This window comes from Actinomadura sp. 3N407 (assembly GCF_052245875.1).
Classification (GTDB): domain Bacteria; phylum Actinomycetota; class Actinomycetes; order Streptosporangiales; family Streptosporangiaceae; genus Spirillospora.
The window spans coordinates 403,366-419,778 of sequence record NZ_JBQQBP010000004.1; the positions used below are offsets into that span (position 1 = coordinate 403,366).

The window sequence follows — 16,413 nt, forward strand, 5'->3', positions numbered from 1 at the left end:
ACGGAAAGGAGCCCGCGATGAGCATCGAGAACGAACTGCACGAGCTGGAGGAGAAGGGCTGGGCGGCCATCTCGGTCGGCAACGGCGCCTTCTACCGCGGCCTCGTCACCGGCCGCACGATCTGCGTCGAGCCCGACGGACTGCAGACCGGCCACGAGCTGGCCGACGACATCGACGCCAACAAGTCGCCGTTCGACGACTACACGCTCGAAGACGTCAAGGTGCTGTCCCTGGGCGGCGAGTCGGCGCTGATCACCTACAGGGCGACCGTCCGGCTCAGCGAGGCGGACTTCTCCTTCCAGCTCTACATGACCAGCGTCTACGAGCGCGGCGAAGGCGACTGGAAGCTCGTCTTCCATCAGCAGACGCCGGTGAAACAGGACGGCTGACGGGCACAGGCGGCACAAGGACTACCCACATCAGGAGGTAGCGCTCATGCGCGAAGGGGAAGTCGAGGTCGAACGCCTCCATAAGGTCTTCGGTAAGAAGACCGCCCTGGAGGAGGTGTCGTTCACGGTGCGGCCGGGTGCCGTGGTCGGGCTGCTCGGTCCCAACGGCGCCGGCAAGACCACGGTGGTCAACTGCCTGAGCACGCTTCTGCCGCTGGACGGCGGCCGGGCCTCGGTGGCGGGGCACGACGTGGCAGAGGACCCGGCCGGGGTCCGCGCCTCCATCGCCCTGACCGGCCAGTTCGCCGCCGTCGACGACGTGCTGACCGGGCGGCAGAACCTCGTCCTGTTCGGCAGGCTGCTCAAGCTGGACCGCCGGGCGGCCGCCGCACGGGCCGAGGAGCTGCTGACGGGCTTCCGGCTGAGCGATGCCGCCGACCAGCCCGTCAAGTCCTACTCCGGCGGCATGCGGCGGCGCCTGGACCTGGCGGCCAGCCTGGTGGTCAAGCGGCCCGTGATCTTCCTCGACGAGCCGACCACCGGGCTCGACCCGGCCGGCCGCCAGGAGATGTGGGACATGGTCGCCGGGCTGCGCGCGGAGGGCGTCACGCTGCTGCTGACCACTCAGTACCTGGAGGAGGCGGATCGCCTGGCCGACCGGATCGTGGTCATCGACCACGGCAGGGTGATCGCGGAAGGCACGCCGGGCGAGCTGAAGAACCAGGTCGGCGGGCAGGTCTGCGAGGTGCGCGCCGAGCCGCGCGAGCAGGTGTCGCGGGTGCTGCGGGAGCGGTTCGGCGACGTGGTGGAGTCCGGCGGTGTCGCCACCGTCCGCGGAGCCGACTCCGACACGCTGACGGAAGTCGTCGCCGTGCTGCGCGAGGCCGGGATCAGGGCCGACGACCTGAGGCTGCGGCGCCCCACGCTGGACGAGGTCTTCTTCGCGCTGACCGGAAGGGAAACCGAGCGGGAGCCCGAGGAGGTCGGCTGATGACGGCCGGAACCGAGGCGGGCCTGGGCAACCTCTTCGGGCAGGGTCTGCTGCTGGCCGGGCGCAACCTCCGGCTCAACTCGACGGCCGACACCGTCAGCACGATGCTGGTGTTCCCGATCATCTTCGTCTTCGGGTTCCTGGCCCTCTTCCAGAACCTGCTGCGGACGCACGGCATCGACTACGCCCAGTTCCTGCCCCCGGCGATCGTGGTGCAGTGGATGTTCTCCGTGGCCATCACCGCCGCGTTCTTCTTCGCCTCCGACCGCCGGACCGGCATGCTGGCCCGCCACCGGTCGCTGGCCATCAACCGCGGCGCCGTGGTGGTGGGCCGGATGGCGGCCGACAGCGTGCGGGCGCTCCTGGCCATCGTGGTGATCATCGCCGCCGGTCACGTGGCGGGCTTCCGGTTCGAGGCCGGCCCGGTGGCGTCACTGGGCTTCGTCGTGCTGTCGGTGGGCTTCGCGCTCACGGTCTCGGCCGGCACCAGCGCGCTCGGGCTCGTCTCTAGCGACCCCGAGGCGGTCTCTTCGACGCTGCACGTCATCTATCTGCCGCTACTGATGATCTCCTCGGCCTTCGTGCCCGCCGACGCCTTCCCCGCCTGGATCGAGCCGTTCGTGCGCAACCAGCCGGTGACCGCCGTCCTCGACGCGCTGCGGGCGCTCGCGGACGGCGGCCCGACCGCGGCGCCGGTGCTGAAGGCGGTGGCGTGGCTGGCGGGGCTGCTGGCGGTCTTCTCGGCCGCGGCCGTCCAGGCGTTCAGGAGGGCGACATGACCGTCATCACCGAAACGGGTCTGCTGGCCGGCCGCAACCTGCGGCGCTTCGCCAAGAGCACGCAACTGGTCGCCGACTCGGTCATGTTCCCGCTGATCCTGCTCTTCCTCATGCTGCTGGTCTTCGGGGAACTGGTCGGCGAGGCCACCGGCGGCCGCTACATCGACCGGCTCGCCCCGGCCATCGTCCTGTTCAGCGCCGCCTACGGCGCCGTCGGCACCGGCCTGGGGTTCTTCACCGACCTGCGCAGCGGCATCGTCGACCGGTTCAGGGCCATGAACATCAGCCGGTTGTCCGTGCTGGCCGGCCGGATCACCGGCGACCTGGTACGGGTGCTGCTGGTGGCCGCGATCACCACGGCCGTCGCGCACACGGTCGGATTCCGCTTCACGCAGGGGGCGCCGGCCGTGCTCGCGTTCTTCGCGGTCGTCGTGCTCTTCGCCTGGATCTTCCTGTGGCTGGCGGTCGTGGTGGCCCTGTCGGCCGAGAGCGAGCAGGCGGTCAGCGGAACGCTCAGCTCGCCGGTCACGCTGCTGCTGTTCCTCTCGTCGGGCTTCGTACCGGTCGACCAGTTCTTCGAATGGCTGCGGCCCGTGGTGCGCGTCAATCCGCTGTCGCTGGCGAGCGACGCGCTGGTCGGGCTCTCCAGTGGCGGCCCGATATTGCAGCCCGTGCTTTTCACCGTCGCCTGGGCGGTGGGTGCCACGGTGATATTGGTACCGCTCGCCGTCCGCCTCTACAAGTGAATACGCCGGGCCTTCGGCAAGGCCCGGCGAGAATGGTCAGCCGCTCCGCGTGAATTCGAGGAGCCGGTATTCGATGTGCCCTTCTTCGGCGGCGCATTTCGCGGCGCGCAGCAGTGCGGGACGCCAGCCGTGCCCGGCCGCCAGCGCGTGCACGCGTTGCTCGTCGCCCAGGTCGGTGAAGCCCAGCAGCAGCCTGCCGCCGGGCTCCAGGTGCGCGGCGGCGTCCCGGAAGAAGGCCGCGTGCGCCGCGTAGCCGGAGTCGAAGAAGGCCCGCTCCAGGACGTCGGCGGGCTCGCCCTCGACGAAGTTGGAGTTCCAGTAGATGACGTCGAACCTGTCCTCGCTGGTCAGCGGCTCGAACATGTCGCCGCAGGACACGCGGACCGCCGACCCGACGCCGTGCCGCTCGGCGTTGAGCCGTGTGTTCTCGGCGGCGGCCTCGCTGACGTCCAGCGCGGTCACCGGCGCGCAACCGCGCAGCGCCGCCAGCACGGAGATGTAGCCGGTGCCGCTGCCGACCTCACAGAACGAACCGTGCAGGGGGTAGGGCAGCCATTCGGCGTACAGCGCCGACGACTGCGACAGATGGGGGGCGTAGACGCCGGGCAGGAGATCCCATTCCATGCCGAGCAGATGGAAAGTGCGTTGATCGATGATTTCTCGGTGGCGGGTGATGAGAGTGCGTGCGACTTGTTGCATGCCGCCGATTATAGGCAATAGTGTCAGGAAGACCACCGGATGACGGGATAAGGAGAATGCCGACTCAGTTGCCGACCGATCCGCTGCGGCAGTTCCTGCGCTGGCAGGACGAGTGGCGGGCGGCGAATGCGCAGATGCCCGACTCCGCCGTTCTGGCCACGGCCGACCACCACGGCCGTCCCTCGGCCCGCTGGGTGGACGTGGCCTACGTCGACCACGGCTTCGTCTACTTCACCAACCACGCGAGCCGCAAGGCCTCCGACGTCGCGGTCAACCCGGTGGCCGCGCTCTGCTTCGGCTGGCTCGACAAGGGGCGCCAGGTCAGGGCCGAGGGCCCGGTCAGCCGGCTGGACGAGGTGGAGTCCGACGCCCACTTCGCCACCCTGCCCCGCTCGATCCAACTGCTGGCCTGGAGCAGCGACCAGTGCGCCGAGATCGGCGACCGGCGGGTCGTGCGCGAGCGCTTCGATGCCGAGCGCGACCGCTTCGCCGGCCAGGAGGTCCCGCGCCCCGGCCACTGGGGCGGCTACCGGCTCACGCCGGAGGAGATGGAGTTCTGGCAGCGCAGGGCCGACGAGATCCAGGACCGGTTGCGCTACCGCCGCCGGGAGGACGGCTGGCGCGTGGTGCGGGTGGCGCCGTGAGGGGGACCCGATGATCGCCGGATGCGTACCCTGGCCCGCGGAAACCGCCGGGCGCTACCGCGAGCTCGGTCTGTGGACCGGCCAGACCCTCGACGTCCTGCTGCGCGCCCACGACGAGCGCACCGCCCTGGTCTCGGGCGCCACCCGCCGCACCCACCGCGAACTCGCCGAGCGCGCCGCCCGCCTGGCCGCGGGGTTCCACGGCCTGGGCCTGCGGCGCGGCGACAGGGTGATCGTGCAGCTGCCGAACACGCCCGAGCTGATCGACACGTTCTTCGCGCTGCTGACGCTCGGCGCCGCCCCGGTGCTCGCGCTGCCCCCTCACCGGCACGACGAGATCGGCCACCTGGCCGCGCACACCGAGGCCGCCGCCTATGTCGTTCCCGCCGTCCACCAGGGCTTCGACCACCGGGAGCTGGCCCGGCGGATCCGCGGCCCCCGGCACGTGGTCGTCGCCGGCGAGCCGGAGGAGTTCACTCCGCTGTCGTCGCTCTACGCCGAACCGACCGAGCTGCGGCCGCCCGAACCGGGGGACGTGGCCTTCTTCCTGCTGTCGGGCGGCACCACCGGACGCTCCAAGCTGATCCCGCGCACCCATGACGACTACCTGTGCAACGTCAGGCTCAGCGCCGCCAACGCCCGTCTCGGCCCGGACGACGTCTACCTGGCCGCGCTGCCCATCGCGCACAACTACGCGCTCGGCTGCCCCGGCGTGCTCGGCACCCTGTACGCGGGCGGCAGCGTCGTGCTCACCCCGACGCCGAGCCCCGGCGACGCGTTCCCGCTCATCGAAAGCGAGCGCGTCACCGTCACCGGCCTCGTGCCGTCGCTGGCGCTGCTGTGGCTGGACGCCGCCTCCTGGAGCCCGCACGAGCTCTCGAGCCTGCGCCTGGTGCAACTCGGCGGTGCCGGCGTCAGCCCCGAACTGGCCCGCGACGTCCGTGCGCGGCTCGGCCCGGTGCAGCAGTCGTTCGGCATGGCCGAGGGGCTGCTCAGCCAGAGTCCCCCGGACGACCCGCCCGAGCTGCTGACCACCGTCCAGGGCAGGCCGCTCTCGGAGCACGACGAGGTCCGCATCGTGGACGAAGCGGGCGGCGAGGTGCCGGCCGGGGGAACCGGGGAGCTGCTCGTCCGCGGGCCGTACACGATCAGGGGGTACTTCCGCGCCGAGGAGCACAACGGACGGGCCTTCACCCCCGACGGCTTCTTCCGCACCGGCGACCTGGCCCGCCTTGCCGAGACCGGCCATCTGGTCATCTGCGGCCGGGTCAAGGACGTGATCCACCGCGGCGGCGACAAGGTGCCCGCCGACGAGGTCGAAGAGCACCTGCTGGCCCATCCGGACGTGCGGGCCGTCGCCGTGGCCCCGGTACCCGACCCCTACCTCGGCGAACGCACCTGCGCCTACATCGTCGCCCGGGACGAACCGCCCACCCTCCAGGCGGTCGCCGCGTTCATGCGCGAACGCGGCGTGGCCGCCTACAAGATCCCCGACCGCGTGGTCGTCGTTCCCGGCCTGCCGCTCACGCCTGTCGGCAAGGTCGACAAGGCCCGGCTCCAGGACGCGCCGCCGTGATCGCCGCCGTGGGTCAGCAACCCGACTGGGGCGACGTGGCGCTGCTCGACCACGTCACCAGCACCCTGCAGACGATGCCGCCGCTGGTCACCAGGGCCGAGTGCGACCGGCTCGGTCAGGCCGTGGCCCGTGTCGCCCAAGGCGGGGGCTTCCTGCTGCAGGGCGGCGACTGCGCCGAGCGCTTCTGCGAGTCCGGCGCCACCGAGGTGCGCGCCAAACTCGCACAGCTGTACGGCCTGGCAGAGGTGATCCACTCGGCCACCGGGGGCGTGGTCGTCCCGCTGGGCCGCCTGGCCGGCCAGTACGGCAAGCCCCGCTCGGCCCCCTACGAGCGCATCGCCGACGGCACCGTCGTTCCGTCATACCGGGGCGACGCGGTCAACAGCCCCGCCACCGACCGCCGGGCCCGCCACCCCGACCCCACCCGGCTCCTGCGCGCCCACGAGTGCGCCGAGCGGGTGCTGCGGGTGGTCCGCGACTCCTGGGCGGGGCGATCGCCGCTGGAGCGGGCCTACGTCTCCCACGAGGCACTGCTGCTCGACTACGAGCGTCCGCTGGTGCGCGGCGACTACGCCGCCTCGGCCCACTCGGTGTGGATCGGGGACCGCACCCGCCAGCCCGACGGCCAGCACGTCGCCTTCGCGCGCTCCGTCGCCAACACCATCGGCGTCAAGATCGGTCCCGTCATCAGCCCCGCACAGGCCGTACGGCTCAGCCGCCTGCTCAATCCCGACGGCGCGGACGGCCGGCTGTTCTTCATCGTCCGTCTCGGCAGCACCCGCGTGCGCAGCCTCCTGCCCGAAATGGTGGAAGAGGTCAGCAGACGGGGTAGGCCGGTCGTGTGGCTGTGCGACCCCATGCACGGCAACACGATGCGCATCGGCGCAGGGCCCAAGACCCGGCTCATGGAGGCGATCCTGGACGAGATCGTGGCGTTCGTCCGCATCATGCGGGCCCATCGGAGGCACCCGGCCGGACTGCATCTGGAGATGACACCCGAGGACGTCACCGAGTGCACCACCACGCCCAAGCCGTTCCGGCCGCCGCCCGAGCTGCCGCACTACCGCACGGCCTGCGATCCCCGCCTGAACGCCGCCCAGGCCGCGGAGGTGGTCGAGCGCTTCGTCGCCCTGCTGTGAAGAAGGGAGGAATCGATGGCCTTCGACGGCATACCGCGCAAGGCCTTCGACTTCTACAAGGAGTTGGAGGCCGACAACACGCGCGAGCACTGGCACGCGCACAAGGCCGACTATGACAGCGCGGTGCGCCGACCGCTGCAGGCGCTGCTGGAGGAGCTGGAGGACGAGTTCGGACCGGCCAAGCTGTTCAGGCCGCAGCGCGACACCCGGTTCAGCAAAGACAAATCGCCCTACAAGACCAGCCAAGGCGCCACCGTGGGCGGCGACGGCCACGCCGGCTACTACCTGGAGCTCGGCGCCGACGGCCTGTTCGTGGGCGGAGGCTTTCACGCCTTCACCCCCGACGGCACCGCCCGCTACCGGTCCGCCGTCGACGACGACAAGTCGGGCGCCGAGGCGCAGGCGATCGTGGACCGGCTGCTCGACAAGGGGTTCTCCCTGGTCGGCGAACGGGTCAAGACCCAGCCTCGTGGCTACCGGGCCGATCACCCGCGTATCGAGCTGATCCGGTACAAGTCGCTGGGCGTCGAGAAACGGATACCCAAGACGAAGGCCACCGGGAAGCAGGCGCTGCCCGCGGTCCGCGACACCTGGCGCGATCTCCGTCCTCTGGTCGAGTGGCTCGCCTCGCACACCGCTACATGATGTCCAGGCCACCCCGCATCCGCTACCGCGTCCGCCGCTGAGCCGCGCTCATCTCCCTGTGTAGACCGGGTCGCGGCCCTCCTGGAGGGCGGTGAGTCGCTCGGCGAAGTCGGTCCTGGTGGTGGGTGCCGGGTCTCACGGCGCTGGGCGCGGCAGCGGCGGCAGCGCGCTCGATCGCCTCGCCGATGGCCAGCAGCCGGGCGTCGGACGAGTCGGGGCCGACGAGTTCGAGGCCGATCGGCAGGCTTCGCGGGACAGCCCCGAGGGGATCGACAGGCAGGGGAGGCCCGCGTTGCTCGGAGGGTCGGTGTTGCGGATGTAGGTGCGGAAGGTGTCGGCGTCGTCGCCGTTCAGCTCGACCGTGCGGTCTTCCCCGGCGGGCCGGTGCGGACGCGCGGGCAGCGGTGTCGTCGGGACGAGGACGGCGCTCACGTCGTGGTCGGCGAAGTAGCCGGCGTAGGCCGTGCGGAGCGCCGGGCGGTGGACGGCGAGGGCCTCGCGGTAGTCGGCCGCCGGAACCTGGTCCTCGTCCAGGATGGATTCGAGCGTCTCCCGGACCTGGGCGGTGGCGACCCGGCCGACCAGCTCGCGCAGCGCCACGGGCGCCGCGTGCTGGTAGAGGTAGGCCGAGAGTTCCCGGCCCACCTCGTACAGCACCACGGTGAAGCTGACCAGCTCGTTGAGCCGCCGCACGTCCGGGATGTCGCGCTCGACCAGCACGGCGCCGCGTGCCGCGAGTTCGGACAGGGCGTGTTCGGTCACGGTGGCGACGTCCGGGTCGAGATCGTCGTAGAAGTGCGCGGCCGGCACTCCCAGCCGCAGCCCCGCCAGGTCGGCGGTCATGTCCCGGTCCGCGCCGGAGGGCGCGCAGACGCCGTCGGCCAAGCGCACGTCCGCGACGGAGCGGGCGATCGGGCCGGCGGCGACGACCGCGGCGGTACCGCCGCTGCTTCCGCCCGGGATGTGGTCCTCGCGGTGGGCGTTGCGGACGGTCCTTGAGCGACTGCCGGATGAGCGCGGGCTCGTGCGAGACGTAGGTGCCGTCGTAGTCGACGGTGAGCCCGGACGCGGCAGGCGATCGGGCGGCCGCCCCGACGCGGTGTGAGCCGACAGCCTGCCCTTAGGCCCGGCAGCCCGAGCCGTGCGCCGGCGAGGACCGGGACGGCGTCGCCGCCATCCCGGCTGCTCAGGCGGGGACGGGCTTCCGGCCGGCCTCGTCGAAGGGGGGATAGCCTTCGCCGGCCGTTCGCTCGGCCGCATCAATGTAGTCGGCGAGAGCGCCGCGGGCTTGAGCGAGCCTGTCCATCTGATCGTCCAGCCGCTGCAGCCGTGACCGCATCGCGGCCAGCAATTCGGGACATCCGAGCAGCTCCGGGGCCTCTCCGGCCGCACAGGGCAGCAGGTACGCGATGTCCTCAGAGGACAGACCGGCACCCAGCAGGTGCCGGATCTGCTTCACCCGCAGCACGGCGTCCTCGCCGTACTCGCGGTAACCGTTCGCGCCGCGGTCCGCCTCCAGCAGGCCCTGTGCCTCGTAGTAGCGCAACTGATGGGTGTTGACGCCCGTCCGACCGCTCAGTTCCCCGATCCGCATCCGAACCTCACTTGACCTTCATACCGGTATCAACGTTGACGATGGTGCCATGAGCAACAGAACGGAAACACCCGTGACGGTCATCGGACTCGGACTGATGGGCCGGGCACTCGCCGCCGCGTTCCTGAAGGCCGGGCATCCCACGACCGTGTGGAACCGGACGACCTCCAAGGCCGACCCGCTGGTGGCCGAGGGCGCACGGTCGGCGCCGACGGTCGGCGACGCCCTCAAGGCGGGTGCCCTGACGATCATCTGCGTCACCGACTACCGAGCCGTGCACGAGCTGCTCGGCACGAGCGACATCGAGCTGGACGGCACGATGTTGATCAACCTGACCTCGGGCGACTCCGCCCAGGCCCGGGAAGCCGCCCACTGGGCCGAGCGGCACGGCGCCCGTTACCTGGACGGTGCCATCATGGCCGTTCCGCCGGCGATCGGGACCGCCGAGGCGGTGATCCTGCAAAGCGGGCCGCAGCCGGACTTCGAGGCGCACAGGTCGACACTCGAGGTGCTCGGCACCGTCACCTACCTCGGTGCGGACCATGGGCTGGCGTCCCTGTACGACGTGTCCGGCCTGGCCATGATGTGGAGCGTCCTGAACGCCTGGCTCCAGGGCACCGCCATTCTCAGGACGGCCGGAGTCGACGCCGCGACATACGCGCCGTTCGCGCAGCAGATCGCCACCGTCGTGGCCGAATGGCTGCCCGGATACGCCGAGCAGATCGACGGCGGTTCCTTCCCGGCCGAGGTGTCGGCCCTGGAGACCGACGCGCGGGCGATGGCACACCTGATCGACGAGAGCGAGGCGGTGGGCGTCAACGCCGAACTGCCGAAGTTGTTCAAGGCGATGGCCGACCGCTCGATCGCTGCCGGACACGGTGGAGAGCAGTATCCCGTGCTGATCGAAGAGTTCGGCAGACCCCGCGGCGACTGACCGATCCGGCGCGGCGCTCCGCGGAGGTGGCGGCCATGGTCCTGGCCTGGTGGCGGTGACGCCGCCGGGCCGTGCCGACCGGCTGAGTCCGGCGGGGAGGTTCATGGGGGCTGCCGGTGGCCGAGATAGGTCAGGACCGCCTGGACCCGGCGGTGGCCGGCATCGGCAGGGGACAGGTTCAGCTTGGCGAAGATGTTGCCGATGTGCTTGTGGACGGCGTTGTGGGTGATGGCCAGCCGCCCGGCGATGGTGGTGTTGTCGTGTCCCTCGGCCATGAGGGCGAGCACTTCGTGTTCGCGAGGTGTGAGGCGCGACAGGGAGTCGTTGCCGCGGCGGAGGAGGAGCTGGGAGATGACCTCGGGGTCCATCGCGGTGCCACCGGCGGCGACACGGCGCAGCCCGTCGGTGAACTCCCCCACCCGGCTCACCCTGTCCTTGAGCAGGTAGCCGATGCCCCCGAGGCCGTCCGAGAGCAGTTCCCTGGCGTACTCTCGCTCGACGTACTGCGACAGCACCAGCACCGGCAGGCCCTTGTGCAGGCGGCGTGCCCGCAGGGCGGCGTGTATGCCCTCGTCTCTGAAGGAGGGCGGCAGCCGTACGTCGACGATCGCCACGTCCGGAAGGTGCGCGCCGACGGCGGCCAGGAAGGCGGGGCCGTCGCGGGTGACCGCGGCGACCTCGAAGCCCTTGGCGGCCAGCAGGAGCTCCAGGCCGCTGGACAGCAGGACGTTGTCCTCGGCGATCACGACGCGCACGGCACCTCCACGGCCATGATGGTCGGTCCGCCCGTGGGGCTGGTGACCTGGACGGTGCCGTCCAGGGCCGCCACGCGGCGGCGTATCCCGGCGATGCCGGTGCCCAGCGCCTCGTCCGCGCCGCCGACCCCGTCGTCGCTGACCCGGATCGACAGGCAGGCGCCCACGCGCTGGACGTGTACCTCGGCCCGTGTGGCCCGTCCGTGTTTGGCCGCGTTGGTGAGCGCCTCGGTGACCACGAAGTAGGCCACCGTCTCGACCGCGGCCGGGACCGCGTCCAGCCGGCCGACCTGGAGCCGGGCCGGCACAGCGGAATCGGCGGCCAGCGCCGCCAGCGCGCCGGCCAGGCCACGGTCGGCCAGGATCGGCGGGTAGACGGTGCGTACCACATTGCGCAACTCGGTCATGGCCTCCTCGACGCCCTCATGCGCCTCCTTCACGAGGTTCGTCACACCCTCGGGCGCGCTGGTGAGCGACTCGCGGGCCACACCGAGCCGCACTGCGATCGCCACCAGGCGAGCCTGTACGCCGTCGTGCAGGTCACGCTCGATCCTTCGCAGTTCCGCGGCGTGGGCGTCCAGAGCTCCCGCCCGTGTCAGGGTCAGGACCTCCACTCGCCGGGTCAGCCGTTCGGTGGCGGACGGCGACAGCAGCGCCAGGCAGATCCGGGCGTGAGTGCGCGCCAGCAGCGGGCCACCCCACCAGGCCACCGCGGTGAGGACGATGGCCTGGGAAGGCGCCGCGGTCAACGCGACCGCCCAGCCGCTGACCGGTACGTCCCCCAGCAGGCGCGGTGCCGCGTCTGCCGGATGCACCCACCACAGCGTCATGGCCCAGACCGCCATGAGGACGTTTCCCAGACACACCACCATGGCCAGGCCGAAGGGCAACGCCATACCCGCGTGCACCATCGGCCACAGCAAACCTCCGCGTGCCACGCGAACGATGCGGATCCGGAGCCCACCGTCCTCCGCCGGACGAGCGGGGACCGGGACGCCGAGCAGCCGTCCAGCTCGGCGCCGGTGCCAGTCCGCCCAGGCGCGTCCCTGACCCGGCAGCAGAAGCAGCGGCAAGGCGACGGCGGCGGCGATCGCGGTCAGCAGGCTGCCGAGCAGATAGGCCACACTGCGCAACGGCCGTGCCCATCGTTTTCGCACGCACGTCCCTTTCGGCCCCAGGTGAAGTCCTGAATATCAGGCGCGGCGCCGGACGGACAGTACAGCCGGCTGTAGTTCCGGGCGGCAGCAGACTGCATTCTCGCCCCGGCGGCCCGGACTTAGCGTCGCGGTCATGATGACGAAGAGACACCCCCGTCGCCTGGCGCGATGGGTGGGCACGTCCGGGGCGGCGCTCGTCCTGGCGGCCTCGGGCACGGCGTCGTTCGCCATGGCCGACCCCGCCCCGGGGCTCGACGACTACTACGACCAGCAGGTCACTTGGACGGACTGCAGGCAGATATCGGATGACGAGGTGGGCGCACTGCTGGACCAGGCCAATGCCCGGTGCGCCCAGGTCACCGTGCCACTGGACTACACGCGGCCCGGCGGCCCGACGATCAGGATCGCCCTATCCCGGCTGGCGGCGGCCGACCCGGCCCGCCGGATCGGCACCCTGATGCTCAACCACGGCGGTCCCGCCGAGCCGACACTCGGCATGCCCCTGGAGACCCGCACGTACATGGGCGAGGTCAGCGCCCGGTACGACCTGATCGGGATGGATCCGCGCTTCGTCGGACGCAGCACCCCGCTGGACTGTCAATGGCCCGCCGGCATCTGGATACGCTCGGCCGGCACCGACCGGGCGGGCTACGACCGTCAGGTCGCCTTCCAAAGGGACCTGGCCGAGCGGTGCGCGCGCCGGCACGGCGATGTGCTGCCGTACGTCACCACCCGCAACACCGCCAGGGACATGGACGTCGTCCGCGCCGTGCTGGGCAAGCGCCGGATCTCCTACCTCGGCTATTCCTACGGCGCCTACCTCGGTGCCGTTTACGCGCAGATGTTCCCTGGACGGACCGACCGGATGGTGCTCGACAGCGCCGGTGATCCACGCCAGTGGGGCCCCAGGCTGATCGGCAGGGAACCCGCCTCGGAACGGGCCCTGCGCGCCTGGGCGTCCTGGACCGCGGCACGGCACCACGAATACGGCCTGGGCCGTACCCAACACGCGGTGCTCGCCACCGTACGGCGGATCGTTCAGGCGTCCTCGGTGCAGCCGCTGCGTGTCGGCTCGCACATGGTCGACGAGCACGTTGTCCCGTACCTGGTCTACGGCGGTGTCGGCGACGACCGGGACAGGGCGCGCGCCACCTTCGCCTCCACCGTGAAAGTTCTGGACAGAGCGGCGGATGGAGCGGCGGTCGCCCCGACCCCGGAACTGGAGGGGTCCCTGCGGTTCATCCTGAGCGGCACGTTCTCGCACCTCGTCAGCCCCGCAGCCGCGATCATCTGTGGTGACAGCGCCGCTCCACGTGACCCCGAGATCTACTGGGAGGACGTCCGGCGCAGCCGACACCGCCATCCGCTCTTCGGGCCGATCATGAACAACATCTCCCCTTGCGCCTTCTGGCCCGAACCGCCGCGCGAGCAACCGACCAGGATCACCACCAGGGCCGCGGCGCTGATCGTCTCCGCCACCGGCGACACCGCCACGACCTACCGAGGCGCCCGGTCCATGCACCGGCTGATGACCGGCTCCGGCCTGCTCACCCTGCGCGGAACCATCGCCCACGGCATCTACGGCGAGTACGGCAACGCCTGCATCGACGCGAAGGTGAACGCCTACCTGGAGTCCGGAACACTCCCTACCGGGCACCTGACATGCCGGAAGCCGCCACTCGCAGAGACTTCCCCGAATCCGGCCCACCCGTCGTGAACCGTTGCGGGCGCGCCGGCGCGACTGGCCGCCCACCGATCACACCGCAGTGAAGGCGGCGGAGGCACCGGGTACACCACCGCGTGCCTCCGCGGCCGTTCTGGCCCATCGCGGGCCGGTCGGTGCGTCGGCGCTGCGCCAGCGGATCGCGGTGACGGCACCGTCCTTCCCGACGACGGCGGCTGAGGTGGCCGACGTGAGGCCAGACGTCCGGGTGCGGCTCGTCGGTTCATCGGCTGCCGAGCCCCGGGCGGCTCGGCGGTGTCGTGCCTTTCGGTCGGTTCTGCTGGGAGCGTGGTCGCTCAACGGCTGACCGGTGGGAAGCGGATGATGCGGTCGTCGGTCGAAGTGGGGGTACCGCGGCCGTCGCGGTTGCTGGTCATGACCCAGAGCCAGCCGTCCGGGCCGACGGCGACCGTGCGCAGCCGTCCATAGGTGCCTTGCAGGACCGCCGAGGGAGGGCCGGACGTTCCGCCGTTGCCGTCGAGCGGAACCGTCCAGAGCCGCCGGCCGGCCAGCGCGGCGGCGTACAGCGTGTCGCCCGCGACGGTCGCGCCGCTCGGCGATGCCGCCGATGTGGGCCACGTGACGATGGGATCGCGGTATGCCGGCTCACCGCCCTCGCCCTCGGCCTCCGGCCAGCCGTAGTTCTCGCCGGCCGTGATGTGGTTGATCTCGTCCCACGTGTTCTGGCCGAACTCGCTTGCGTACATGTGGCCGCCGCCCCAGGCCAGTCCTTGCACGTTGCGGTGCCCGAGGGTGTAGACGACCGAGTCCGGGTCGGGATTGCCGGGGGCAGGGGATCCGTCCGGCCGCATCCGCAGGATCTTCCCGGCCGGGGTGTCCGGATTCTGCGCGTTGGAACGCTGCCCGGCGTCGCCGGTACCGGCGTAGAGCATCCCGTCGGGGCCGAAGTGGATGCGGCCCCCGTCGTGGAAGGACGCCTTGGGAATGCCGGAAAGAACCACTTCCTGTTGAGGTGACGCCGCGAGCTCGAATCGGACGATCCTGTTGTCGGAGGCGGCGGTGTAGTAGGCGTAGACGTAACCGTCCTGCGGGTAGGACGGGGAGACCGCCAGCCCCAGCAGCCCGCCTTCGCCCGCGGGCTGCACTCCGGAGAGCCGGGCCACTTCGGCCGGCGGCGAGCCCGGACTCAGCCGCAGGATGCGGGCGGTCGCCCGTTCCGACACCAGCGCACTGCCGTCGGGCAGGAAGGCGAGTCCCCAAGGGATGCTCAGGTTGGTCGCCAGGACATCGGGCGCGGAGAAGTCGAACGCCGGATCGGCGACCGCCGGCGCCGCCGTCCGGGTGACCGCGGCCTGGGGCGCCGGAGAAACGGGAACGGCGAGCACGGATGCGATGGCGACGGCCGCGGCCGGGGCCAACGTGCGCATTCTACGGGGCATTTTTCTCTCCCATGTCACCCCGAACCAGTAAGAGCCCCCGGGTTCTGCCTCACGTAGAGAGCGGATCCATGGCCTTCGCCGAACGCGTGATCGACAATGAGAAAGGGACGGCACGGCATCTCTAGCGCGTGCCTTTTCGACGGACGGGCAGGTCAGTGAGGCCGCTGGACCCGGGGAGCGTTCCGTATCGCCTCACAAGGTACCCGCGCCATCGATTCCTGTGAAGATCTAGTTTTTCATCTTTCACAGTAATCATGGCCGCAATAATAGAAGGCGCCGATCCGCACCACGGTGATCATCTGTCGCACATCCCGCTGCCGGAGGACCGCAAGGCCGATCCGAAAGCACATCGACGCCTCGCATAGGCCGAGGAAGGGCGGCCCTTCCTCACTAACGGCGCCCGGTCTCGCGCGTCACTGCACGATGCCGTCCCCCGCCTGATCATCTGGTGAGGAACTCGGTCAGGACCGGTGCGAGGATCTCGGGCGGCACGATGTGCTCCTGGCCGTGCAGCATCTGGAGGCGTCCCTTCGGCAGCGCGTCCGCGATCCGCCGGGCGGCGTCGATCATCCACTCGGGGCTCGCCCCACCGGCCAGGACGAGAGCGGCCGTGGTGACGCCCGCGGCCTGCTCGGCCGGAGTCCGTCCGCCCCGGCTGTGCTCGCTCATGACCTCGAAGGGGTCGTGGGGGAGCGTGGGCGCGTGAGCCTGCATGGCGGCGTCGCGGCTGAGGTCGTCGAGCACCTGCGGCGGCAGCCCCATCGGCTCCAGGAACGTCCGCACCGCGTCGCCACGGCGGTCCTGCGCCAGCAGCGCCGAGATCTGCTCCGCCTCCTGGAGTTCGGCTCGCCGCTCCTCCTCGGTGCCGGACCCGAAGGGCGGCTCGTGCAGCACGATCCCGTCGATCGGCAGGCCGTACGCCGCCGCGTGCAGGACGAGGGCCGCGCCGGAGGAGTGGCCGTACACCGAGGCCGTCTCTCCGGCCTCGGCGATGACCGCGCCGAGGTCCTCGATCTCGCGTTCGACCGCGTACGGCGCGGTGTCGCCGCTGTCGCCGCGGCCCCGCCGGTCGTAGTTGAACACGGTGAAGTGCCCGGAGAGTTCTTCGGCGAGCGGCCGGTAGCTCGTCCGGCCCTGCAGCGCCCCGGCGACCAGCACCAGCGGCGCGCCCTCGCCGAGCCGCTCGAAGGCGATCTGTGTACCGTCCTGTGACTTCGTTCGGTGTTCGGTCGTCATCGGTTC

General features: G+C 71.1%; 17 protein-coding genes. 10 read left to right on the forward strand and 7 right to left on the reverse strand.

Features of this window, described 5'->3' with window-relative positions:
• The first annotated feature begins 17 nt into the window (after nucleotides 1-17).
• From ACTWPP_RS12450 to ACTWPP_RS12465, 4 genes are read left to right on the forward strand one after another with little or no spacing between them, the layout of a single operon-like run.
• Nucleotides 18-389 carry a nuclear transport factor 2 family protein gene (locus ACTWPP_RS12450; RefSeq protein ID WP_443104357.1) on the forward strand — a complete coding sequence of 124 codons (372 nt, stop codon included), beginning with the start codon at nucleotides 18-20 and terminating at the stop codon, nucleotides 387-389.
• Between the two features lie 46 nt (nucleotides 390-435).
• Nucleotides 436-1,380 (forward strand): ATP-binding cassette domain-containing protein, encoded by a 945-nt coding sequence (locus tag ACTWPP_RS12455; protein WP_443104358.1) that lies wholly within the window; start codon nucleotides 436-438, stop codon nucleotides 1,378-1,380.
• On the forward strand, nucleotides 1,380-2,159 hold the full coding sequence (locus ACTWPP_RS12460) for an ABC transporter permease (RefSeq protein WP_443104359.1): 780 nt from the start codon (nucleotides 1,380-1,382) through the stop codon (nucleotides 2,157-2,159). Before ACTWPP_RS12455 ends, ACTWPP_RS12460 begins: the two co-directional genes overlap by 1 nt.
• Nucleotides 2,156-2,905, forward strand: a complete 750-nt coding sequence (locus tag ACTWPP_RS12465; protein ID WP_443104360.1) for an ABC transporter permease — start codon at nucleotides 2,156-2,158, stop codon at nucleotides 2,903-2,905. Before ACTWPP_RS12460 ends, ACTWPP_RS12465 begins: the two co-directional genes overlap by 4 nt.
• Nucleotides 2,906-2,941: 36 nt before the next feature.
• On the opposite strand, the gene ACTWPP_RS12470 is transcribed toward ACTWPP_RS12465, so the two are convergent.
• The gene (locus ACTWPP_RS12470) at nucleotides 2,942-3,604 is read right to left on the reverse strand and encodes a methyltransferase (RefSeq protein WP_443104361.1); all 663 of its coding nucleotides are present in this window, start codon (nucleotides 3,602-3,604) and stop codon (nucleotides 2,942-2,944) included.
• A 56-nt stretch (nucleotides 3,605-3,660) separates the two neighbouring features.
• Between ACTWPP_RS12470 and pdxH the strand changes: the two genes are divergently transcribed.
• Genes pdxH through ACTWPP_RS12490 form a run of 4 tightly spaced genes read left to right on the forward strand, consistent with a single transcriptional unit; the run spans nucleotide 3,661 to nucleotide 7,608 of the window.
• The gene (gene pdxH, locus ACTWPP_RS12475; RefSeq protein WP_443104362.1) at nucleotides 3,661-4,248 is read left to right on the forward strand and encodes a pyridoxamine 5'-phosphate oxidase; all 588 of its coding nucleotides are present in this window, start codon (nucleotides 3,661-3,663) and stop codon (nucleotides 4,246-4,248) included.
• A gap of 10 nt (nucleotides 4,249-4,258) precedes the next feature.
• The gene (locus ACTWPP_RS12480; RefSeq protein WP_443104363.1) at nucleotides 4,259-5,824 is read left to right on the forward strand and encodes a (2,3-dihydroxybenzoyl)adenylate synthase; all 1,566 of its coding nucleotides are present in this window, start codon (nucleotides 4,259-4,261) and stop codon (nucleotides 5,822-5,824) included.
• Entirely contained in the window at nucleotides 5,821-6,963 is a 1,143-nt protein-coding gene (locus tag ACTWPP_RS12485) for a 3-deoxy-7-phosphoheptulonate synthase (protein WP_443104365.1), read from the forward strand. Before ACTWPP_RS12480 ends, ACTWPP_RS12485 begins: the two co-directional genes overlap by 4 nt.
• A 15-nt stretch (nucleotides 6,964-6,978) precedes the next feature.
• A complete protein-coding gene (locus tag ACTWPP_RS12490) occupies nucleotides 6,979-7,608 on the forward strand; it encodes a DUF2461 domain-containing protein (RefSeq protein WP_443104366.1) in 630 nt (209 codons plus the stop codon).
• Nucleotides 7,609-7,743: 135 nt separating this feature from the next.
• Here ACTWPP_RS12490 and ACTWPP_RS12495 read toward each other — a convergent pair whose 3' ends face one another.
• Both ACTWPP_RS12495 and ACTWPP_RS12500 read right to left on the reverse strand, forming a co-directional pair.
• Nucleotides 7,744-8,868 (reverse strand): amidase family protein, encoded by a 1,125-nt coding sequence (locus ACTWPP_RS12495; protein ID WP_443104367.1) that lies wholly within the window; start codon nucleotides 8,866-8,868, stop codon nucleotides 7,744-7,746.
• On the reverse strand, nucleotides 8,795-9,202 hold the full coding sequence (locus tag ACTWPP_RS12500) for a MerR family transcriptional regulator (RefSeq protein ID WP_443104368.1): 408 nt from the start codon (nucleotides 9,200-9,202) through the stop codon (nucleotides 8,795-8,797). Before ACTWPP_RS12500 ends, ACTWPP_RS12495 begins: the two co-directional genes overlap by 74 nt.
• Nucleotides 9,203-9,251: 49 nt before the next feature.
• Between ACTWPP_RS12500 and ACTWPP_RS12505 the strand changes: the two genes are divergently transcribed.
• The gene (locus ACTWPP_RS12505) at nucleotides 9,252-10,136 is read left to right on the forward strand and encodes an NAD(P)-dependent oxidoreductase (RefSeq protein ID WP_443104369.1); all 885 of its coding nucleotides are present in this window, start codon (nucleotides 9,252-9,254) and stop codon (nucleotides 10,134-10,136) included.
• 101 nt (nucleotides 10,137-10,237) lie between these two features.
• Here ACTWPP_RS12505 and ACTWPP_RS12510 read toward each other — a convergent pair whose 3' ends face one another.
• Together ACTWPP_RS12510 and ACTWPP_RS12515 are read right to left on the reverse strand one after the other, a co-directional pair.
• Nucleotides 10,238-10,891, reverse strand: coding sequence for a response regulator transcription factor (locus ACTWPP_RS12510; protein WP_443104370.1), 654 nt, complete (start codon nucleotides 10,889-10,891; stop codon nucleotides 10,238-10,240).
• A complete protein-coding gene (locus ACTWPP_RS12515) occupies nucleotides 10,879-12,015 on the reverse strand; it encodes a histidine kinase (RefSeq protein ID WP_443104572.1) in 1,137 nt (378 codons plus the stop codon). The genes ACTWPP_RS12510 and ACTWPP_RS12515 overlap by 13 nt, the downstream gene beginning before the upstream one ends.
• Nucleotides 12,016-12,181: 166 nt before the next feature.
• On the opposite strand from ACTWPP_RS12515, the gene ACTWPP_RS12520 reads away from it, so the two are divergent.
• Nucleotides 12,182-13,765 (forward strand): alpha/beta hydrolase, encoded by a 1,584-nt coding sequence (locus ACTWPP_RS12520; protein ID WP_443104371.1) that lies wholly within the window; start codon nucleotides 12,182-12,184, stop codon nucleotides 13,763-13,765.
• 302 nt (nucleotides 13,766-14,067) lie between these two features.
• Here the strand turns inward: ACTWPP_RS12520 and ACTWPP_RS12525 are convergent, their stop codons facing one another.
• Together ACTWPP_RS12525 and ACTWPP_RS12530 are read right to left on the reverse strand one after the other, a co-directional pair.
• Nucleotides 14,068-15,159 (reverse strand): PQQ-dependent sugar dehydrogenase, encoded by a 1,092-nt coding sequence (locus ACTWPP_RS12525; protein WP_443104372.1) that lies wholly within the window; start codon nucleotides 15,157-15,159, stop codon nucleotides 14,068-14,070.
• A 453-nt stretch (nucleotides 15,160-15,612) separates the two neighbouring features.
• Complete coding sequence (locus ACTWPP_RS12530) at nucleotides 15,613-16,407, reverse strand: alpha/beta fold hydrolase (RefSeq protein ID WP_443104373.1); 795 nt, start codon at nucleotides 16,405-16,407, stop codon at nucleotides 15,613-15,615.
• Between the last annotated feature and the right edge of the window lie 6 nt (nucleotides 16,408-16,413).

What these genes read in the sequence shown, in the direction of transcription:
- ACTWPP_RS12450 (WP_443104357.1), top strand. Translation starts at nt 18, where the DNA reads ATGAGCATCGAGAACGAACTGCACGAGCTGGAGGAGAAGGGCTGGGCG.
- ACTWPP_RS12455 (WP_443104358.1), top strand. Translation starts at nt 436, where the DNA reads ATGCGCGAAGGGGAAGTCGAGGTCGAACGCCTCCATAAGGTCTTCGGT.
- ACTWPP_RS12460 (WP_443104359.1), top strand. Translation starts at nt 1,380, where the DNA reads ATGACGGCCGGAACCGAGGCGGGCCTGGGCAACCTCTTCGGGCAGGGT.
- ACTWPP_RS12465 (WP_443104360.1), top strand. Translation starts at nt 2,156, where the DNA reads ATGACCGTCATCACCGAAACGGGTCTGCTGGCCGGCCGCAACCTGCGG.
- ACTWPP_RS12470 (WP_443104361.1), bottom strand. Translation starts at nt 3,604, where the DNA reads ATGCAACAAGTCGCACGCACTCTCATCACCCGCCACCGAGAAATCATC.
- pdxH (WP_443104362.1), top strand. Translation starts at nt 3,661, where the DNA reads ATGCCGACTCAGTTGCCGACCGATCCGCTGCGGCAGTTCCTGCGCTGG.
- ACTWPP_RS12480 (WP_443104363.1), top strand. Translation starts at nt 4,259, where the DNA reads ATGATCGCCGGATGCGTACCCTGGCCCGCGGAAACCGCCGGGCGCTAC.
- ACTWPP_RS12490 (WP_443104366.1), top strand. Translation starts at nt 6,979, where the DNA reads ATGGCCTTCGACGGCATACCGCGCAAGGCCTTCGACTTCTACAAGGAG.
- ACTWPP_RS12495 (WP_443104367.1), bottom strand. Translation starts at nt 8,868, where the DNA reads ATGCGGCCGAGCGAACGGCCGGCGAAGGCTATCCCCCCTTCGACGAGG.
- ACTWPP_RS12500 (WP_443104368.1), bottom strand. Translation starts at nt 9,202, where the DNA reads ATGCGGATCGGGGAACTGAGCGGTCGGACGGGCGTCAACACCCATCAG.
- ACTWPP_RS12505 (WP_443104369.1), top strand. Translation starts at nt 9,252, where the DNA reads ATGAGCAACAGAACGGAAACACCCGTGACGGTCATCGGACTCGGACTG.
- ACTWPP_RS12520 (WP_443104371.1), top strand. Translation starts at nt 12,182, where the DNA reads ATGATGACGAAGAGACACCCCCGTCGCCTGGCGCGATGGGTGGGCACG.
- ACTWPP_RS12525 (WP_443104372.1), bottom strand. Translation starts at nt 15,159, where the DNA reads ATGCGCACGTTGGCCCCGGCCGCGGCCGTCGCCATCGCATCCGTGCTC.
- ACTWPP_RS12530 (WP_443104373.1), bottom strand. Translation starts at nt 16,407, where the DNA reads ATGACGACCGAACACCGAACGAAGTCACAGGACGGTACACAGATCGCC.